Source organism: Atlanticothrix silvestris CENA357 (genome assembly GCF_016056295.1).
GTDB classification, from domain to species: Bacteria; Cyanobacteriota; Cyanobacteriia; order Cyanobacteriales; family Nostocaceae; genus Atlanticothrix; species Atlanticothrix silvestris.
In genome coordinates, this window is sequence record NZ_JAECZB010000082.1 from 11,991 (window position 1) to 30,012 (window position 18,022).

Annotated in this window: 15 protein-coding genes and 2 pseudogenes; 12 read left to right on the plus strand and 5 right to left on the minus strand. The window is 42.5% G+C overall.

The features are described from left to right. Positions 1–200 precede the first annotated feature (200 nt). The gene (hemL, locus tag I8751_RS20905; protein WP_214441032.1) at positions 201–1,499 is read right to left on the minus strand and encodes a glutamate-1-semialdehyde 2,1-aminomutase; all 1,299 of its coding nucleotides are present in this window, start codon (positions 1,497–1,499) and stop codon (positions 201–203) included. A 119-nt stretch (positions 1,500–1,618) separates the two neighbouring features. Between hemL and I8751_RS20910 the strand changes: the two genes are divergently transcribed. From I8751_RS20910 to I8751_RS20925, 4 genes are all read left to right on the plus strand, one after another. Next, on the plus strand, positions 1,619–1,813 hold the full coding sequence (locus I8751_RS20910) for a ChaB family protein (protein WP_214441033.1): 195 nt from the start codon (positions 1,619–1,621) through the stop codon (positions 1,811–1,813). 103 nt (positions 1,814–1,916) lie between these two features. Next, positions 1,917–2,567 carry a bifunctional phosphoribosyl-AMP cyclohydrolase/phosphoribosyl-ATP diphosphatase HisIE gene (gene hisIE, locus I8751_RS20915; RefSeq protein ID WP_214441034.1) on the plus strand — a complete coding sequence of 217 codons (651 nt, stop codon included), beginning with the start codon at positions 1,917–1,919 and terminating at the stop codon, positions 2,565–2,567. After that, the gene (locus tag I8751_RS20920) at positions 2,564–3,580 is read left to right on the plus strand and encodes a FecCD family ABC transporter permease (RefSeq protein WP_214441035.1); all 1,017 of its coding nucleotides are present in this window, start codon (positions 2,564–2,566) and stop codon (positions 3,578–3,580) included. The genes hisIE and I8751_RS20920 overlap by 4 nt, the downstream gene beginning before the upstream one ends. A gap of 1 nt (position 3,581) precedes the next feature. Beyond that, positions 3,582–4,358 carry an ABC transporter ATP-binding protein gene (locus tag I8751_RS20925; protein WP_214441036.1) on the plus strand — a complete coding sequence of 259 codons (777 nt, stop codon included), beginning with the start codon at positions 3,582–3,584 and terminating at the stop codon, positions 4,356–4,358. A gap of 95 nt (positions 4,359–4,453) precedes the next feature. On the opposite strand, the gene I8751_RS20930 is transcribed toward I8751_RS20925, so the two are convergent. Continuing rightward, positions 4,454–6,313 carry a sensor histidine kinase gene (locus tag I8751_RS20930; protein WP_225894297.1) on the minus strand — a complete coding sequence of 620 codons (1,860 nt, stop codon included), beginning with the start codon at positions 6,311–6,313 and terminating at the stop codon, positions 4,454–4,456. 147 nt (positions 6,314–6,460) lie between these two features. Here I8751_RS20930 and I8751_RS20935 point away from each other — a divergent pair, with 147 nt between their 5' ends. After that, positions 6,461–8,095, plus strand: coding sequence for an alpha/beta hydrolase (locus I8751_RS20935; protein WP_214441038.1), 1,635 nt, complete (start codon positions 6,461–6,463; stop codon positions 8,093–8,095). Between the two features lie 111 nt (positions 8,096–8,206). Here I8751_RS20935 and I8751_RS20940 read toward each other — a convergent pair whose 3' ends face one another. Further along, positions 8,207–9,811 (minus strand): peptide ligase PGM1-related protein, encoded by a 1,605-nt coding sequence (locus I8751_RS20940; RefSeq protein ID WP_214441075.1) that lies wholly within the window; start codon positions 9,809–9,811, stop codon positions 8,207–8,209. 425 nt (positions 9,812–10,236) lie between these two features. Between I8751_RS20940 and I8751_RS20945 the strand changes: the two genes are divergently transcribed. Beyond that, entirely contained in the window at positions 10,237–11,175 is a 939-nt protein-coding gene (locus I8751_RS20945) for a phosphoribulokinase (RefSeq protein WP_214441076.1), read from the plus strand. A 116-nt stretch (positions 11,176–11,291) separates the two neighbouring features. On the opposite strand, the gene I8751_RS20950 is transcribed toward I8751_RS20945, so the two are convergent. After that, on the minus strand, positions 11,292–11,486 hold the full coding sequence (locus I8751_RS20950) for a hypothetical protein (RefSeq protein WP_214441039.1): 195 nt from the start codon (positions 11,484–11,486) through the stop codon (positions 11,292–11,294). Between the two features lie 287 nt (positions 11,487–11,773). Between I8751_RS20950 and radC the strand changes: the two genes are divergently transcribed. From radC to I8751_RS30500, 6 genes and pseudogenes are all read left to right on the plus strand, one after another. Continuing rightward, positions 11,774–12,505 (plus strand): RadC family protein, encoded by a 732-nt coding sequence (gene radC, locus I8751_RS20955; RefSeq protein ID WP_214441040.1) that lies wholly within the window; start codon positions 11,774–11,776, stop codon positions 12,503–12,505. Positions 12,506–12,712: 207 nt separating this feature from the next. Next, positions 12,713–13,117, plus strand: a complete 405-nt coding sequence (locus I8751_RS29790) for a type I restriction-modification system subunit M N-terminal domain-containing protein (RefSeq protein ID WP_225894298.1) — start codon at positions 12,713–12,715, stop codon at positions 13,115–13,117. Between the two features lie 189 nt (positions 13,118–13,306). Further along, positions 13,307–14,329 (plus strand): annotated as a pseudogene (locus I8751_RS29795) (HsdM family class I SAM-dependent methyltransferase). Between the two features lie 94 nt (positions 14,330–14,423). Next, complete coding sequence (locus I8751_RS20965) at positions 14,424–14,816, plus strand: GIY-YIG nuclease family protein (RefSeq protein ID WP_225894299.1); 393 nt, start codon at positions 14,424–14,426, stop codon at positions 14,814–14,816. Beyond that, positions 14,813–15,253: pseudogene (locus I8751_RS30495) on the plus strand (DUF1016 N-terminal domain-containing protein); the annotation flags it as partial. The gene I8751_RS20965 and the pseudogene I8751_RS30495, both read left to right, overlap by 4 nt. Continuing rightward, a complete protein-coding gene (locus I8751_RS30500; protein WP_404800447.1) occupies positions 15,251–15,712 on the plus strand; it encodes a type I restriction-modification enzyme R subunit C-terminal domain-containing protein in 462 nt (153 codons plus the stop codon). The pseudogene I8751_RS30495 and the gene I8751_RS30500, both read left to right, overlap by 3 nt. A 446-nt stretch (positions 15,713–16,158) precedes the next feature. Here the strand turns inward: I8751_RS30500 and I8751_RS20980 are convergent, their stop codons facing one another. Further along, positions 16,159–17,544, minus strand: a complete 1,386-nt coding sequence (locus I8751_RS20980; RefSeq protein ID WP_214441042.1) for a carotenoid oxygenase family protein — start codon at positions 17,542–17,544, stop codon at positions 16,159–16,161. Positions 17,545–18,022 lie beyond the last annotated feature (478 nt).

Below are 18,022 nucleotides of genomic sequence, written 5' to 3' on the forward strand. Positions count from 1 at the left end.
ACAGATGAATTACCAATAACTAAAACAATTTTTATCCGTAATTACTAATAATTGGTATTATTTATTTGAGATTTATAAGTGTTTATACAAACTTTCTAAAACTGCATTCATCATCATTATAAATATTAAGTAGAATTACCAACCCTGTTCAGTAGTGAGCAGGGTTGGCTGGCGATTTTTGCCAATAGGCTGTTAACAGATTACAGGTTAGACATTACTTCCTGTGCAACTGCTAAAGTTTGCTCAATATCTTCTTCTGTGTGAGCAAAAGAAGTAAATCCAGCTTCAAACTGAGAAGGTGCTAAGTAGATACCGCGCTCTAACATACCGCGATGGAAGCGCCCAAATTTTGCTGTATCAGATTTTTTGGCATCTTCATAGTTATGAACAGGCCCAGAAGTGAAGAATAAGCCAAACATAGCGCTGATCTGGCCGCCACAAACGCTATGACCAGTTTCTTTGGCAATTTGTAGCAAACCGTCTGCTAGTTTTTTAGTAATTTGATCCAGATACTCGTAAGTACCCGATTTTTGCAGCAATTCCAGCGTCTTAATTCCAGCAGTCATCGCTAGGGGATTACCCGAAAGAGTTCCTGCTTGATACACAGGGCCAGCAGGAGCAACCATTGACATAATATCTCGACGACCGCCATAAGCTCCTACTGGCAAACCGCCACCGATTACCTTACCTAAAGTCGTCAAATCAGGGGTAACGCCAAATTTTTCTTGAGCGCCACCGTAAGCAATCCGGAAGCCAGTCATGACTTCATCAAACACCAACAATGCTCCATGCTCTTGGGTTAGTTCCCGTAACCCTTCTAAAAAACCAGCATCGGGAGGAATAAAGCCAGCATTACCGACAACTGGCTCCAAGATAACACCAGCAATTTCGTCGCGATTTTCTTCAAATAAAGCTTTGACGGCTTCTAGGTCATTGAAAGGCGCAGTTAGTGTGCTGGTAGTTGCCGCTTTAGGTACTCCTGGTGAGTCAGGTAAGCCGAGGGTGGCAACACCAGAACCCGCCTTGACTAAAAACATATCAGCGTGGCCGTGGTAGCAGCCTTCAAACTTGATAATTTTCTCCCGTTGGGTAAAAGCCCGCATCAGCCGCAGCACTGACATACAAGCCTCAGTTCCGGAGTTAACAAATCTTACCATTTCGATGCTGGGAACGGCATCAATGACCATTTCTGCCAGAACATTCTCTAATACTGAGGGCGCACCAAAACTGGTTCCTTTTTCTAAAGCTTCATGGAGCGCTCCAATCACTTCGGGATGAGCATGACCGCAAATGGCTGGGCCCCAAGTGCCTACATAATCAATGTACTGGTTGCCATCCACATCCCAAATGTATGCGCCTTTGACGCGATCAAAAACAATGGGCTGTCCCCCCACAGATTTGAAAGCACGAACTGGAGAACTGACTCCTCCTGGCATGAGATTTTGAGCAGCAGTGAAAATTTCTTGTGATTTTGTTGTTTTAATCGTGGTATTTACCAAGGCTTTCTCCTGATAGTGGGCAACACAAAAGCTGTATCTAAAGCTCTATCTTAGGATAGGGTTAAAAACTGATTGAAACTTCTATCGTATAAAAATAACTAAACCAAAAAAATAACAAAATGTTATACAAGTCTAATGAAGACTTGCCTTTAGAGATTCGGACTCGATTATCTGAGGCATATCAGGATCTTTACCGGGCAGCTTTTAACTCTGCTGCTCATTGGTATGGTGAAGCGCCTAAAGCTCACCAAGTTGCATTAAGTGCTGTGAAGATGCAGTCCGCAATGGACAGGAGCGTTTTGGTTTGGGGCTAGATTATTTAGATATCGGGTTGTTTGGAAAAAATCATGCCAGCTGCCTGGGTAGAGATGGTATGGTGAAACCATGAATCATTCTCATTAGAACAAATTAGCTGGTATGTTTTCCACCGATCCGTATTCATTGCACCAAGCCATCCCTGTTGAAAAAATTCGCTACGATGAACGGGGTTTGGTACCAGCAATTATCCAAGATTATTTGGATGGTACTATTTTGATGATGGCGTGGATGAACCGGGAATCGCTACAAAAGACTTTAGAAACAGGAGAAACTTGTTTTTGGAGTCGTTCCCGTCAGGAGTTATGGCATAAAGGAGCTACTTCTGGTCATATCCAAAAAGTGCAAAGTATTCGTTATGACTGCGATAGTGATGCTTTGTTAATAGGAGTAGAGCAAATAGGAGATATTGCTTGTCATACTGGTGAACGCAGTTGTTTTCATCAGATTGAAGAAAAAGTTGCTCCTCCACCAGGGGATACATTGTCACAAGTGTTTAATGTAATATGCGATCGCCGCGATCATCCTAATGAAAGTTCTTATACCTGTAAGTTATTGGCAGGTGGTGATAATAAAATTTTGAAGAAAATTGGCGAAGAATCTGCGGAAGTCGTAATGGCCTGTAAAGATGATGATGTAGATGCGATCGCAGGCGAAGTTGCAGACTTGTTTTATCATACGCTGGTAGCTTTAGCACATCATCAAGTTGATATCAAAGCAGTTTATCGCAAGTTGCAAGAACGCCGGAAGTGACTAAGCGATTACAGGCAATTTTAAGCAAACATCGCCTATTCTGGGCTATTTTGCTAATATCAACAGCATTGGTAGTAACCCTAGCACTTTCCTTATCTCAAGGAGCAGTACCCTTGAGTATGCCGCAATTGTGGCAAGCAATCCTCCGTCAAGGCGATCCCATTAAACAGACAATTCTTTGGGATTTGCGGCTTCCACGCATTACCGCGGCGATGATTGTTGGCGCGGCCTTGGGAATGTCCGGAGCGCTGCTGCAAGGAATGTTACGTAATAGTCTCGCCGATCCTTTTATTTTGGGCATTTCCGCCGGTGCAGGACTCGTGGTAATTTTAATGATAGTTTGGCAAATATTCCCTATAGCGATTCCTTTGGCGGCGTGGATAGGAGCAATTTTAACTTCAGCTATTGTGATTTTGCTCGGTCGTGCGGGGTCAGGAATCTCTATTGAAAGGTTGATTTTAGGCGGAGTAGCAGTCAGTTCTCTATTAGGTTCAATACAAAGCACATTGCTGCTATTAGCCGAAGACGGTCAAATTCAAATTGCTCTGAGTTGGTTGGTGGGTAGCTTAAATGGACGGGGTTGGAAAGAAATTTCCACCGCTGGCCCTTATATCATTGTTGCTTTACTGGGGGGATGCTTACTGGCGCGATCGGTCAATGTGTTGGCTTTGGGAGATGATTTGGCTGTGGGGTTAGGAGTTTCGTTAACGCGATCGCGTCTTTTAATTGGCGGTGTCGCCACTTTATTAGCCGCAGGTGCAGTTAGCATCAGCGGTTTGATTGGGTTTGTCGGTCTTGTCGTTCCTCACGGTGTACGGATGATTGTTGGCACAGATCACCGCTTTGTTTTACCACTGTCAGCCCTTGCAGGCGCTTGGTTGCTGACTTTCGCAGATTTACTTTCTAGACTAGGAGCAGTAGAACTACCAGTAGGTTCAGTTACTGCCTTACTAGGTTCGCCTTTGTTTATCTGGTTACTTTATCGCCGTTCTGCTGGAGTGAGTAAGTTTTAGAATGCCACTCGAACTACAAAATCTCACTGGTGGTTACACCAAAGCGCCAATTGTCCGAGATATTAACCTTACCCTGCAAACAGGAGAATGGTTGAGTTTAGTCGGTGCTAATGGTTCTGGTAAATCAACATTACTAAAATTAATCAGTCGTATTCTTTCTCCACAGCAGGGAACAGTGCTACTCGATGGTAAAGCCATCCACTCTCAACCCCCGAATTTAGTTGCACAGAAATTGGCATTGTTACCGCAACAACAAACAATTCCTGTTGGTTTAACAGTGCGACAATTAGTTAGTTTAGGACGTACACCGCATCAAGCTTGGTGGCAATGGGAGTTAACAACAGAAGATTGGCAAAAAGTTGCAGATGCAATCAAAAAAACGCAACTAGAAAAAATGAGCGATCGCTTAGTTGAACAACTTTCAGGTGGTGAAAGACAACGGGCTTTTTTAGCTTTAGCACTGGCGCAAGAACCAAAAGTATTACTATTAGATGAACCTACAACTTTTTTAGATATCAACTATCAGTTGCAATTATTGGAACTACTGCAAAATTTAAATCAACAGCAAGAATTAACAATAGTCACAGTTTTACACGAATTGAATTTAGCAGCACGGTATAGTTCCCGTATTGCCTTATTAAAACAAGGTCAGCTTTTGGAAGTTGGTACACCCGAAGAGGTTCTTACACCAAACTCCATAGCACAAGTATTTGGAGTGGAATCTATAATTATTCACACACCTGTTGGTTTACAAGTTTGTGCCATTTCTGCGGTATGAATCAACCGTTTTGTTACATCCACATAAAGCCAGAAGGTGATCACAATCGCCCATCACCTGTGATTAGGCAACATCGGTCAGGTATATGGAACTTATTAGACCGTAACATAGGCTTGCTGTTGAACAGGGATTTGAATAATAAAATCCGTTCCCTCGCCAAGTATTGAAAAACACTCTAACTTACCACTATGTTTTTCAGTGACAATCTGATAGCTAATCGGCATCCCCATTCCTGTTCCTTTACCTACAGCTTTCGTAGTGAAAAATGGATCAAAAATGCGTTTCTTGATATGCTCAGGCATCCCGATTCCATTATCAGAGATCACAATTTTTATCCAGTTTGTATCTAGTTTGGAAGTCCGAATGGTAATTTGGCTAGAGTTGTTCTTACTCTCCTGATACGTCCGTTTGGCATTGACTTCTTCCAGCGCATCAATGGCATTCGCCAGAATATTCATAAACACTTGGTTAAGTTGACCAGGGTAGCATTCCACTAGCGGTAGATTTCCATAATCACGCAATACCTGAATCACTCGCTCCGGTTTATCTTTCAAGCGATGCTGCAAAATCAACAACGTACTATCAATGCCTTCGTGAACATCAACGGCTTTGAAGCCAACTTCATCGGTTCGTGAGAAGTTGCGGAGTGACAAGACAATCTGGTGAATGCGCTCGGTGCCGATCTTCATAGAATCCAGCATTTTGGGCAGGTCGGTTTGGATAAACTCCATATCAAGCGATTCTGCCTCAGCTTGAATTTCAGGTGCTGCTTGGGGATAGTGCTTCTGGTATATCTGCACAAAATTGAGTAAATTATGAGCGTATTCCTGTACATGAGCCAAGTTACCGTGGATGAAGTTGACCGGATTGTTGATTTCGTGTGCCACGCCTGCTACCATTTGTCCCAAAGCAGACATCTTTTCGCTTTGCACCATTTGCACCTGAGTACGTTGCAGTTCTTCTAAGATCTTTTGCAGTTGTGCATTTTTGTCGTTAAGTTCTTGGGTTCTTTCCTCAACTTGAGATTCGAGCGTTTGGCTATAGGTTTCTAGTTGTTCATTAGCTGTTCTCTGTTGCTGTAAAAGTTGCTTAACTGAGTTAATTAGTTGGTTAAAGGCATTGGCAAGCACCCCAATTTCGTCATTTTGCTTAACAGTCGCTTGTAAGTCAAAATTCGACTCTTCAGTGGAGCGTCGGGCAACCTTGGTTAGAGACTGAATCGGTTGGGCAATTGCCCGACTGGTCAAAACTGCCAAAACAATAGCGAGCGCGACCGATAATCCAATACTCGCAATCACAATTTTCTCAGCAACATTGTTTGCTTGTTCATTTGACCTGACTGCTACCTCAAGTTCCTGGTAACTTTGGTCAATTAAATGCACTAAATCATCCGAAATGCCATCAAATTCAAGTGCCAAACTGCTATTGGTAAATTCCAATACTAGTACTTGGGCCTGCTCAACATCAGAGGGTAATGCGAGATTCAGCTTACGAATTCGTTCAACTCGGTATTCTAATTCCTTTGAGTAGCGCTGTGGCACAAGGTCATAGGTTTGTAGGAAGTTTGGAATCATTACTTGATGTATATGATCTTGCAAGCTCGGAGACTTTACCACAAATGCCTTAAGTTCAGCCCAAATTTCTTGGATTTCAGCTTTATGCTTCAACAAGTGAGTATATTCATCTTGAAACTTTTCTGGGTATTGCGCCAGAGGAATGAGTTGTTGTTGATGAGTCCGGGTTTGAAGAACACGAGATTGCAGGCGATGCAGCAGTTCCACCTCGTTACGGATGTGTTTTTCTCGTGCTTCAGCCTGCCGTTGATAGTAATGCCCAACTCGAAAACCAGTAATTGAGCCGGACACAGCAATGCCTAGAGCAAGAGCGTATCCCAGTCCAATTTTTTGCCCAACTTTCAGGCTGGATAGCCATTTTCCTAAACTCTGCTGTACCATACAAAATTCCCAACTCTGACAGGAGCCTGCATGATATAGGATTCCCAGCTTTTTTGCCGGTCTAACTATCTGCATAATTGTTTAGTAATTGGTCAAATACACAAATATCAGCTATATTCCCGTAAGTATTAATTAGTAACGATGTTTATGGGAAAAGGCTGGAAAAGTCTCAAAATAGTTGCAGGTCTATTTTGGGCGATCGCTCTTACACAGTTTTTTGGAGCAAATACCTCTGTACAAGCGGCTGATACAGTTGTTGTGCGTGTTGGACTTTTAGAAGAATCCATCTCCCTAACAGAGTTGCAAAAGGCAGCCGAAACTGGAGAATTACCTGCAAGTTTAGCGCCCTACACTAACAGATTATCTGAACAACAACGCCGCTTTATCTTGGGGGCGCTGAGAATGAGAGTACCAATTAACGTTGTCACTATTAGTCGGTTACTTAATACCCAAATTGGGACAACAATTCTCAACGATCTTTCTAGTGCTGTAGTTAGAAAGGATCAAGCTGGAGTTCAAGCACTTAGAGCTGGATTGGTACTAGGCTCTACTGCGCCGCAAGGTCTTTCAGTATTAAATTTTATTGCTGCCTATCCTAGCCAAAGTCTGAAAATTGATTTACCACAGGCTTTGACCGTAGCCAAGAGTTTGAATACAGCTTTTTGGCGTACCCAACAGTTTATGCTAGCGATCGCACCCCAACTCGATCCTAGAAAATCGCAGATTTCTTTACCCTTTGATCCCACCCAACCGGGAACAGCTTCAGTACAAGTACTCAACTTGCAATGGAATGACCAAAAGCGCCAACGCAATATTCCTGTTGATATTTACTGGTCAACTGCTGTAACTGTTGACAAACCTATAATTATATATAGTCACGGTCTGGGATCAAACCGCACAGACTTGCGTTACTTAGCAGAACATCTCGCATCTCACGGTTATATATTTGTAGCTTTAGAACATTCTGGCAGTAACGGAACCAATATTAACTTAGCAGCAGCCGGTAAAATTAGGTTTTTGAAGCCCCAAGAGTTTTTGGATCGTCCCAAAGATGTGAGTTTTGTTCTTGATCAACTAGAACAACTTAATCAAACAGCTAACAACCCACTGCAAGGAAAACTTGCAACTAATAATGTGATAGTTCTTGGCTATTCTTTTGGCGGTGGTACAGCCTTAGCAGTTGCAGGAGCAGAGTTACAACTAAAAAATCTCAAACAACGTTGTCAAGCTAACTTGGCTGTCTTGAGCCTAGGAGAAACTATCCAATGTGTTGCCCAAGAACTTCCAGAAAATAGTTATCAACTACAAGATACCAGAATAAAACAGGCGATCGCTTTTAGTCCTACAACTTCTCTGATATTTGGGGAAACAGGTTTGACAAAGTTGCAAGTACCTACTCTTGTGTTAGCAGCTTCCGCAGATAAAAGTACGCCAGCTTTAACTGAGCAGATTGTGCCATTTAGTAAAATTCAGTCTCCCAAATGGCTAGTTGGAATAGTTGGAGGTACTCATTTGAGTGTTAAAGACCCCAGCACCACTTTAGATCAGGCCGAACAACCCAACACACCTTTTAGTGGTGGTGAAGTGGTAGGTGAACAAGCCGCTGACGTTCGCAAATTTGCTAAAGCTATAGTTTTGGCAATGGCAGCACAGTTAACTCCAGAAGCTGAAAAATATGCCGTTTTTCTCACTCCAGATTATGCTCAGGTAGCCTCAACTGCGGCATTTCCGTTTCGTCTAGTTAGAGAAATTCCTCTAAATATTTTACCAGTGGATAAATAATGCCCTACTAGATCAGATTTTATTTTTGAGTCAGTTGTTAGTTGTCAGTTGTCAGTTGTTAGTTGTCGGTTGTCATTCTTCTTGCTCCCCCTGCTCCCTGCTCCCTAGCCCCTAATAACTGTACCCGTCTCCAGCAATAGGAAAGACATAATCAGAGAACAAAGGAAAATTATGATTGTCGCTGCGGCTTTCGTCATCTAAAACTTTGACGACTTTATTATAAATATCTTCTGCTTGTTGCGGGGAATCGCCAATGCTGGTTAATCCCAATTTACCAAACTGCGACAGACAACCCATGAGATGAAACACTGTGCCTGTTTCATTGCCACTATCAAAGTGCAGTCTGTGGTGAGCGATGATATCCATCAAATCGTTGGGTAACAATCCTCGATAGCGGTCTTTTTGCAGGTTGTCGGTGGCAATGTAGTATTTTGGACGACCTTGCTGACTGTAAAATAACCCTGTGGAGAGATCATAACGACCAGTGGTTAATAATTTTAGAGTCATAAAAGGATGGGTAGTACCACCCTTACGTAGGTTAATTTCAATCGCCTGAATATCCCAATTACCATTACCTTGGTCAATGGTGATAAAATCAACTCCGAAGCGTTCTAATGCACCTTTTTCTGCCAACTTTCTGCCGACTTGTAATCCTAATTGCTGCAATCGCAACCGATAACTTTCATCAGCAGGAAATCGACAACCTAAATAAATTTGACCGTCTGGGCCACCGAGAATTTGGTCATGGGTTGAAAGAATTTCTACTTCGCCTGAAGGTGTAATGCGTCCTTGGACACTGGGCGATCGCTTGACTTCTCCCTCTACAAATGCTTCTACAATCGCCCCTAATTCTGGAATCCGTCCTGAAAAGTTCTCCCAAGTTTCTTTTTTCGCTTGAAAACGTAAACTTGAGAAGCGATCGCTAATTGCTGTGATTCTTTGGGCACGAGAAGCTTGATCTGGTGCTACATGCATAATGGGTCTGAGATCAAGCAACGCATTTCCTTCTCCCGAAATGCCTTCGTTGAGTTTCACCACCATCCGTTGTAATGTCGGTTGACGTTCCCACAAATCACAAGCGGCTTGTGCTAAATCTTGAGGATTCCAAATTCTTTCACTGCCATCGGGATGAGGAACTCCACTTTCAGCAAAGATTTGTCGACTGCCACTTTTTGTCCCCCAAATTTGTAAGTCTGGTGCGGCTGCATACAACGGTATATTTAATTTGAGAGATAATTCTGCTTCCAAAAAAGTGGCATTGTAACAAGTTATAAATGATTTTTCTAGCCTCACAGCTTGGCGAATTCGTTCTAGTAACCGGGGACGTTCTAAAATCTTTTCGCTTAGAGGTCGCAAGGAGGAATCGTAAGCAGAAAGGAGTAATAAGCGATTACGGGCATGAGAAAAGGGGATTCCGGGTAACAGTTGTAAATAGTAATCAATAATACTGGGATGCAAAGGCATTGATGTAACATAAATCAGCCTAGTGCGAGGATTTCGCAGGCGCATCAAAGAAAATAGTAATCTTTCTTCGTAATGTTCACAGCCTTCAATTTTACGGAGTTCGCGCTGGTCGATACTCAAGGAGGGAATGACAATAATATCCGCCTCACTATTGTCAAATAGCTCGATAGTTTTCCAGCGATCGCGCAAAGTTAACTGAAGATGACGAAACTTATCAACCTGTTCCAACTCGGAAATATTCAACGTCACCATAACCCCTGCCCTATCGTGATCCCAATACAGCTTTATTACTCTGGTATATCCCAAAGCCAGCCAGATACTACTAATGTGCAATACTTCTTTGACTGCGGACATTAAATCAGTAAACAGTCAACAGTTATTAAGTATCTTTTAACTGTTCACTGGTAACTGATAACGCTCTACTTCTGTCATAGTAAGTATTTGTGTAATATATTGCCTATGCTCCCAAAGTAGGAGAAAAGCTATGCAACTAACAAGGTTCTTAAGATAGAAAAATTACCAAAAAATGTGTTTAATAAGCAAAACATATAGAAAATATATGTATAGAGATGTTGCATCCAATGTTTTACTTGATTCACTTGGCCCATTCCCTTCTAGAATGAGGAATATTATCTGCAAAATTGATTACTAGTCTTGCTCGTGTCAGAGGGGGGATGATGAGCCGTCCAATAATTCTAGGTATTGTCGGTGACAGCGCCGCCGGAAAAACAACACTGACTAGAGGAATTGCTCAGGTACTGGGGCCAGAAAATGTCACGCTCATTTGTACGGATGATTACCATCGTTATGATCGTCAGCAAAGAGCAGAAATTGGGATTACAGCTCTCCACCCTGACTGCAACCATCTAGATATTATGCAGCAGCACCTATCACTGCTACGTACAGGACAGCCAATTCTCAAACCAGTTTATAGTCATAAAACTGGTACCTTTGAGGCACCGCACTACATCAAGCCGAATAAATTCGTAATTATTGAAGGATTACTCGGCTATTCTACCCGCGCTGCTCGTGACGCTTACGATGTTAAAGTTTATCTTGCACCTCCTGAACAACTGCGTGCCAAGTGGAAAGTTAAGCGGGATACCCAAAAGCGAGGCTATACCCCTGAACAGGTGCTAGCAGAACTAGAAAAACGCGAACCAGATTCAGAGCAGTATATCCGTCCCCAGCGGCAATGGTCAGATATTGTAGTCAGTTTCTATCCGCCGAGTGAGGAAGAGGATGAAACCAATGGACACCTGAATGTCCGTCTTGTACTTCGTCCGACAATTCCCCACCCAGATTTTACGCCGATTGTCAGCTCTAGCACTGGTAATTCTGAGTCAGCGATCCGCCTCGGATTAGATCGGGATATGAGTAAACCCGTAGATGTCTTGGAAGTTGATGGTCATGCCACCTTGGAACAGGTGAATAAACTAGAGCATATTATGTGTTCTGATATGCCTTACCTACAGAGTGTATGCGATCGCGAAAGTAATCCAGAACTTGGTAAAATTGCGGGTACAACTGGAGAGACATTGCAAAGTTATCCCCTAGCTCTTACTCAGCTAATTATTACTTACCACATGCTCAAAGCAACGCAAATGTATCAGTAATTAGGATAGGGACTGGTATACACAATCGATAAGCTTTCCAGCTTTCCTAGCACTTTGTCTAATGTCATTGCTCAAATGTCGATATTTAGACCAAAATGAGGGCAGCACTGCGGAATTCATAGTTGGTCATAATCCAACGCCTGAGCTTGTCCCTCAGCAATTTCTTGTTTAGCACGTTGTGCAGCAACTACTAGTTTTTGTTGCGTTTTTTGAAAGGATTCGTTCCACTGGATTTCATCTTGCATGTCATGAATATACTCAAGAAGATGCTCTAAAACTTGATTCTGTACCTCAATCGGTAAAGACTCCATTATTTTGACTGCTGTAGTGATTGCTGCGGATGACCGAACAATTCGCAATTGCGAATTGGTGTGACATGGTGTGCTGCTCTTTATATGAAATCTTATTTTTAAACTACCACCAATCACAGCTTAGCTATACCATGCTAGTGATGACCATTTTTTTGTGAAGGCAAAATGTACAAAAAAGAGAAAATTTGCCAAAATTAAAGATTTTCTCAAATAAAGATGATTTATGGAGCAAACAAGGGATAACTAAAGATAGTTCCATTTAGGGTAACTATTCTCTTAGTTCTTCTATGACCTATTGCCTCAGAATTGCTGACATACCAACAAACGAGCGTCCGCGTGAGCGATTGATAACTCATGGCCCCAAAATTTTAGCCACAGCCGAGTTAATAGCAATTCTCTTAGGGACTGGTCAAGGGCCTGGAAAACTTTCAGCCGTGGGTTTGGGACAATATCTGTTGCAGGAATTGGGTAAACACCAACGCGACCCATTGGCAGTTCTACGAGAAGTTACTCCAGCAGAACTAATGCAAATTCCTGGTATTGGCCCAGCGAAAGCGACAACTATTTTAGCGGCGATTGAGTTGGGTAAACGCGCCTTTCAATCCCGTCCCTTAGACCGCACACCCATCGAAAGCCCAATTGCAGCCGCAGCATCACTTAGTCAAGATTTAATGTGGCAGACACAAGAACGTTTTGCAGTAGTGCTATTAGATGTTAAAAATCGCTTATTGGGTACACAAGTAATTACTATTGGCACTGCAACCGAAACTTTAGCATCTCCCCGTGAAATTTTTCGGGAAATTATTCGCCAAGGAGCAACACGGGCAATAGTTGCACATAATCATCCTTCTGGTAATATTGAACCCAGCCAGGAAGATATCGAATTAACACGCCAATTATTAATAGCAGGGCAGTTTTTGGCAATTCCACTGCTAGACCATCTGATTTTGGGTAATGGCAACCACCAAAGTTTGCGTGAGGTGACGACTTTGTGGGACGAGTACCCCCAAGGAGATTAATATCATTGACATATTCCCCTGAATCCGCTTTGCTAAATTCGGGGGATTCTAGCTTCAAACAGCGATTGCAGTTTCAAACTGTCTGGCATCGCCTAAGCCAACAGTTGATGCCCCGACTGCATCAAATTACTCTATAGCTCATTTCACCTTGTAGGTGCAAAATTATGAGTCAAGCTATTAATATTAAAAATCCCACAGTAAGGCTAAATGTTCGAGCAGACTTTTAAAAATATTGATGATGTTCTCTGGAAAGAGGCGGGTTGTACTACAGAGTTAGATTACACCGAGCAAACGTCTTGGTTGCTGTTTTTGAAGTATTTGGATGATTTGGAGCAGGAAAGGGCGTTAGAGGCGGAACTGGCTGGTAAGCCTTATGAATTTATTATTGATGAGGCGCATCGCTGGTCATCTTGGGCAGCACCGAAAAAAGCGGATACTTCGGCTACGCTCAGTAACAATGGTACATTGGATCATGATAATGCGCTAATTAGCGATGATTTGATTGATTATGTCAACCGCAAGTTATTCCCGTATTTACAGAGTTTTAAGCAACGGGCTACCAGTCCAGATACAATCGAATACAAGATTGGGGAAATTTTTAGCGAGATATAAGAATAGGTTTCAAAGCGGCTACAGCTTGCGGGATGCGCTGGAATATATTGATGAGCTACGGTTTAGATCGCAACAGGAGAAACACGAGCTATCGCATCTCTATGAAGCCAAAATCAAAAATATGGGTAATGCAGGGCGTAATGGTGGGGAATATTACACACCGCGTCCGTGGTCACTGAGCTTGTCGAAGTGTTGATTCGAGCAATAATTCAGGTGGTAAAGCCGAAGATTGGCGATCGCATTTATGATGGTGCTTGTGGTTCGGCTGGGTTTTTGTGTGAGAGTTACGACTATTTACGTCGGGGTAAGCTGACAACAAAAGAGCTTGAGATTCTTCAAAAACATACGTTTACGGGGAAGGAAAAGAAAAGTTTGGCGTATGTGATTGCCATCATGAATATGATTTTGCATGGCATTGATGCGCCGAATATTATCCACACCAACACGCTGACAGAAAACCTCAGTGATATTCAAGACAAGAATCGTTTTGATGTCATCTTAGCTAATCCGCCATTTGGGGGGAAGGAACGCAAGGAAGTATAGCAGAATTTCCCGATTAAAACAGGGGAAACGGCGTTTCTGTTTTTGCAGCATTTCATCAAAATGCTGAAGATAGGCGGTAGGGCTACGGTGGTAATTAAAAATACGTTTCTGTCAAATTCTGATAATGCTTCGCGGGCGTTGCGTCAAGAGCTTTTGAGTAGTTGCAATCTGCACACGATTTTGGATTGTCCAAGTGGGACTTTTATCGGGGCGGGTGTAAAAACGGTGGTGCTGTTTTTTGAGAAACGTCTTCTGAGCGAAGTCGAAGAGGGCATTCCCTTTGACTTCGCTCAGGGAACGGGAACGCCTTTATCTTTTCAGGGAAAAACTTTAACTCAGGGAATGGCTACTCAGAAAATTTGGTATTACCAACTGAATCCAGGGCGTAGTTTGGGGAAAACAAATGCGCTGAATGATGAAGATTTGCGCGAGTTTGTGGAGTTACAGGCTACATTTGCGGAAACGGAACACTTCGACTTCGCTCAGTGTAAAAACGCTTGGGTGGTGGATATTGCTGATGTGGATCGGGAGACGTTCGATTTGTCAGTGAACAATCCGAATAAGGCTGAGGAATCACTGTTAAGAGAACCGCAGGAAATTTTAGATGAAATTGCGGCTTTAGATGCGGAGAGTGCAGAGATTTTGGCTGGTATTGCGGGAATGCTATAGGAAGCTGGTTTCGGCTTCGCTCAACCAGCTAGAGATGAGGACTGAGCGAAGTCGAAGTCCGTTTTTTGGCACAAGGTTATAAATAATGCCATATATGTATATTCTGGAATGTGCTGATGGTTCTTTCTATACAGGTAGTACAAAGGATTTACCTCGTCGTTTATGGCGACATCAAAATGGCTTAGGTGCAAATCATATCAAGAAGCGATTACCTGTAAAGTTAGTTTATGCAGAGCATTATGATCATGTGGCGGATGCTTTCTATCGGGAAAAACAGGTGCAAGGTTGGAGTCGGGCTAAGAAGATTGCTTTAATGAATAGTGATTGGGATCGCCTTCATATTTTGGCGGAATGTCAGAATTATTCCATCTACTGCCAAAAAATCGCCGCACTCAACGAACTCAAACAATCCATCCTGCAAAAAGCATTTACTGGCGAACTCACCGCAGATACCGCAAAAACTGCTAAACAGGAAATTGCAGCATGAGTGATGACCTGACACAACCAAACGATCTGTTATTTCAAGAAATCCGCCAATTAATTGACACTGCCAAACAACGCGCCGCCGTTGCCATCAATGCAGAAATAACCTTGTTATATTGGCAAGTTGGTAAACGCATCCAAACCGAAGTTTTACAAGGTCAACGCGCTGAATATGGCAAACAAATCATTGTTTCTTTATCTCAGCAACTAACCCAAACCTATGGTAAAGACTGGGGTGAAAGACAACTGCGACATTGCCTCCAGTTTGCCGAAACATTTCCAAATATCGAGATTGTGAACACACTGTGTTCCAAATTGAGTTGGTTACATCTGCGACTTTTAACAGCAATAGATGATCCCCTAAAACGAGAATTTTATATTGAAATTGCCCAACTGGAACGATGGAGCGTCCGCCAACTGCAAGAATGCATCAACTCCATGCTCTTCGAGCGCACTGCCCTATCCCGCAAACCCGAAGAAACCATCCGCAATGATTTAGAGCAACTGCGCCAACCTCAACAGGTATCACCCGATATTTTACTAAAAGACCCTTATATTTTAGATTTTCTGGATTTACGCGATCGCTTTGCTGCCATCCCCTTTGAAGACAAAAGCGGCACATGGGAAGCCCGTTATTATCAACACAATGCCATTAAGCATGTCCTAGAAGCAATCTACCAACGCTATATCGGCAAACAGCAAAAATTTCTCGACTTTATACTCGAACAATACATCAAAGCTGGGGTGGGGGAACTTGATCGCACTAAATTACCGCAACTGTTAGAGTTGAAATATCATACCGTTCGTGATGCTGTTGAAGAACTAGGGAGTGTTGCGAATATCAGTGCAGTATTTATCGGGTTTCAGCAGTATTTGTATTCACACAACAGGGTAGCTTAATTAGGGCTTGCTGAAAAAGTCCTTTAGTGTGGGTAGGGAACAGGGAACAGTTTCACCCTTATTGTTTCCAGTTTTTTGAAGTCCAAAAAATTGTCAATGCAAGGTTTTTAAAGCTTCTACCTGTATTCTTTTGCACTTTTTTCTCCAAAAATAGCCTGGAAAGCTTACAACATAAGAGTTTTAAAGCTATTCAGCAGACCCTAATTAGGCAGATAGCTAAAATAAAGCACCCCAGTTAGCCGATTAACTTAAAGCTAAATAACCATAGCTAAAAATAGCGATCGCCTATCAAATCAAAATACTTCAAAGCTATTAATTTGTATGTATAAATTAAAACTTACTTCTTATATTCTATCTTTTCAATTCTTCGCAGTTGTACAATTATTTATTAGGTAATAGGGGCACAAAATGCTGTGCCCCTACTTGTATGTTATTAACTAGAAAAACTACAGCTGTTCCTCCGAAACCCAAGTGCCGTGGAATCCATAAGGCACTCGCTGGGGAATTAACACCCGCGCCACAGGTTCAGTAGTCATCTCTTGGGCATTCACTACTATCATTTCAGAAGTTTTTGAACTTTGATCATGGACAAAAGTGATTAGCCAGCCGTCATCCTCAACTGTGGAACCAGGACGTGGGACAAACACAGCCTCACCGCCATAGCAACCCTCTCCGAATTCATGGGTTTGGGACTTGCCATTACTAAGGTCGTACTTAATTATGCCATCAACCAGAGGCTCACTACTGCCTGCCATCCTAGCAGCGTAACCATATCGGGTTTTTTGCCCTAAAAAGTTTTCGTTGACGCGGGGAAATTCCGCAGGTACATCATCTAGCATTTCTTCGCGCACTGTTCCGTCAGTCAGGTTAAACCGCCAGCGATGTAGACGGGGAATATCTCCTTCTGGATCGAGTTGGGTGTCTTTATTGATTAAAACATTAGTGGAACTCATACGACAGGCGATAAGTACTACTTCGTCTTCCTCTTCATAGGCGTTGAAGGTATGGAAAACATAACAAGAGGGACTCTCAAACCAGTAGATACTACTATTATCACCGTAACGCGGAACAATGCCAAAGCGACTGGGGCGATCGCGCTCAAACATTATTGGAGATTTTCCCCGTTGCGCTCGTTTCGCGCTAAAAGTCAACGGTAAATCCATAAAAATCGTGTAGTTTTCAGTGATGGCGAAATCGTGCATCATCACACCCATCGGTAAGTTAATTGGTACTGTCCGCACTAATTTACCTTCTGCGGAAACTATACTGTATTGCAAATATGGCGGCTCGAAGGAGTAGCCAAAGAACATCATCTCACCGATGATTGGATCTATCTTGGGATGAGCAGTAAAGGCAGAAGTTAGTTGGCCATGATAGGTATACTCACCAACTGTCTTTAAATCAGGAAGTTTGATCACATAAGGCGCACCTCCTTCCCACAGCGCCAACAGTTGACCTGCGTGCCACACAAGAGCAGTATTGGCAGTATTTTTGCTAATACCGTGGGGGACTTTTGTCTGCTGTGGTTCTAGAAGTCCAGTCCAGATAGCCTTACCTGCTTGTTTCTCGATTTTCCATCCGGTTGTCCGCACATAGCGATTGCAATAAGTTGCTTTGCCGTCGCTAATTCGCACACCATGTAACATGCCATCTCCATCAAACCAGTGATACTGGCCAATAGGCGAATGCTGAGGATTAGGCCCATTACGCACAAACATACCCGATAGTTCGGGGGGGAGATGCCCTATTACTTCTAAGGTGTCACTGGTAATTTCTTTACGAACAGGGGCAAAATTTCCTTTTAGATATGGATTGGTGGCAGTTATTGTCATTGTGTTAATTGTGAGAGCGAGTGAATCTGATAGTGGCACTTTTTCAATAATAATTAGCGATCGCCTTTATGGTTCTTCGCAATACATTTTTTATTTTTAGATATTACCTATCACGCCCTAATATTAAGTATTTTTATTCATAACCAACACTACACCCTAGACATTTTAGATTTTTGGTGGTGGTGCTAAAAACCTCAAGCATTGACATAGCGATCGCTGACTCTACACTAGTCTAGCTTTCATAACGTCTTCTGTTTGGCAATATGGCGATCGCAAGCAAATTGTTTAATTCTTGTTTGTTACATCATTATTAATGATATTTACGACATATTTGAAAAAATTATAGTAATATGCCACAGGCATGAACTAACTTGAGCCATTTCTAATTGATTGCTACTCTGACAACATCTCAAGTTCAAATCCGGTGAGATAAAAACCTTGAAGCTAAATATTTATTTACTTTGTCACGGACAGACAG

What these genes read in the sequence shown, in the direction of transcription:
- I8751_RS20950 (WP_214441039.1), bottom strand. Translation starts at nt 11,486, where the DNA reads ATGGAGTCTTTACCGATTGAGGTACAGAATCAAGTTTTAGAGCATCTT.
- I8751_RS20935 (WP_214441038.1), top strand. Translation starts at nt 6,461, where the DNA reads ATGGGAAAAGGCTGGAAAAGTCTCAAAATAGTTGCAGGTCTATTTTGG.
- radC (WP_214441040.1), top strand. Translation starts at nt 11,774, where the DNA reads ATGACCTATTGCCTCAGAATTGCTGACATACCAACAAACGAGCGTCCG.
- I8751_RS20940 (WP_214441075.1), bottom strand. Translation starts at nt 9,811, where the DNA reads ATGGTGACGTTGAATATTTCCGAGTTGGAACAGGTTGATAAGTTTCGT.
- I8751_RS20980 (WP_214441042.1), bottom strand. Translation starts at nt 17,544, where the DNA reads ATGACAATAACTGCCACCAATCCATATCTAAAAGGAAATTTTGCCCCT.
- I8751_RS20965 (WP_225894299.1), top strand. Translation starts at nt 14,424, where the DNA reads ATGTATATTCTGGAATGTGCTGATGGTTCTTTCTATACAGGTAGTACA.
- I8751_RS20930 (WP_225894297.1), bottom strand. Translation starts at nt 6,313, where the DNA reads ATGGTACAGCAGAGTTTAGGAAAATGGCTATCCAGCCTGAAAGTTGGG.
- I8751_RS30500 (WP_404800447.1), top strand. Translation starts at nt 15,251, where the DNA reads ATGCTCTTCGAGCGCACTGCCCTATCCCGCAAACCCGAAGAAACCATC.
- I8751_RS20945 (WP_214441076.1), top strand. Translation starts at nt 10,237, where the DNA reads ATGAGCCGTCCAATAATTCTAGGTATTGTCGGTGACAGCGCCGCCGGA.
- I8751_RS20910 (WP_214441033.1), top strand. Translation starts at nt 1,619, where the DNA reads ATGTTATACAAGTCTAATGAAGACTTGCCTTTAGAGATTCGGACTCGA.
- hisIE (WP_214441034.1), top strand. Translation starts at nt 1,917, where the DNA reads ATGTTTTCCACCGATCCGTATTCATTGCACCAAGCCATCCCTGTTGAA.
- I8751_RS29790 (WP_225894298.1), top strand. Translation starts at nt 12,713, where the DNA reads ATGTTCGAGCAGACTTTTAAAAATATTGATGATGTTCTCTGGAAAGAG.
- I8751_RS20925 (WP_214441036.1), top strand. Translation starts at nt 3,582, where the DNA reads ATGCCACTCGAACTACAAAATCTCACTGGTGGTTACACCAAAGCGCCA.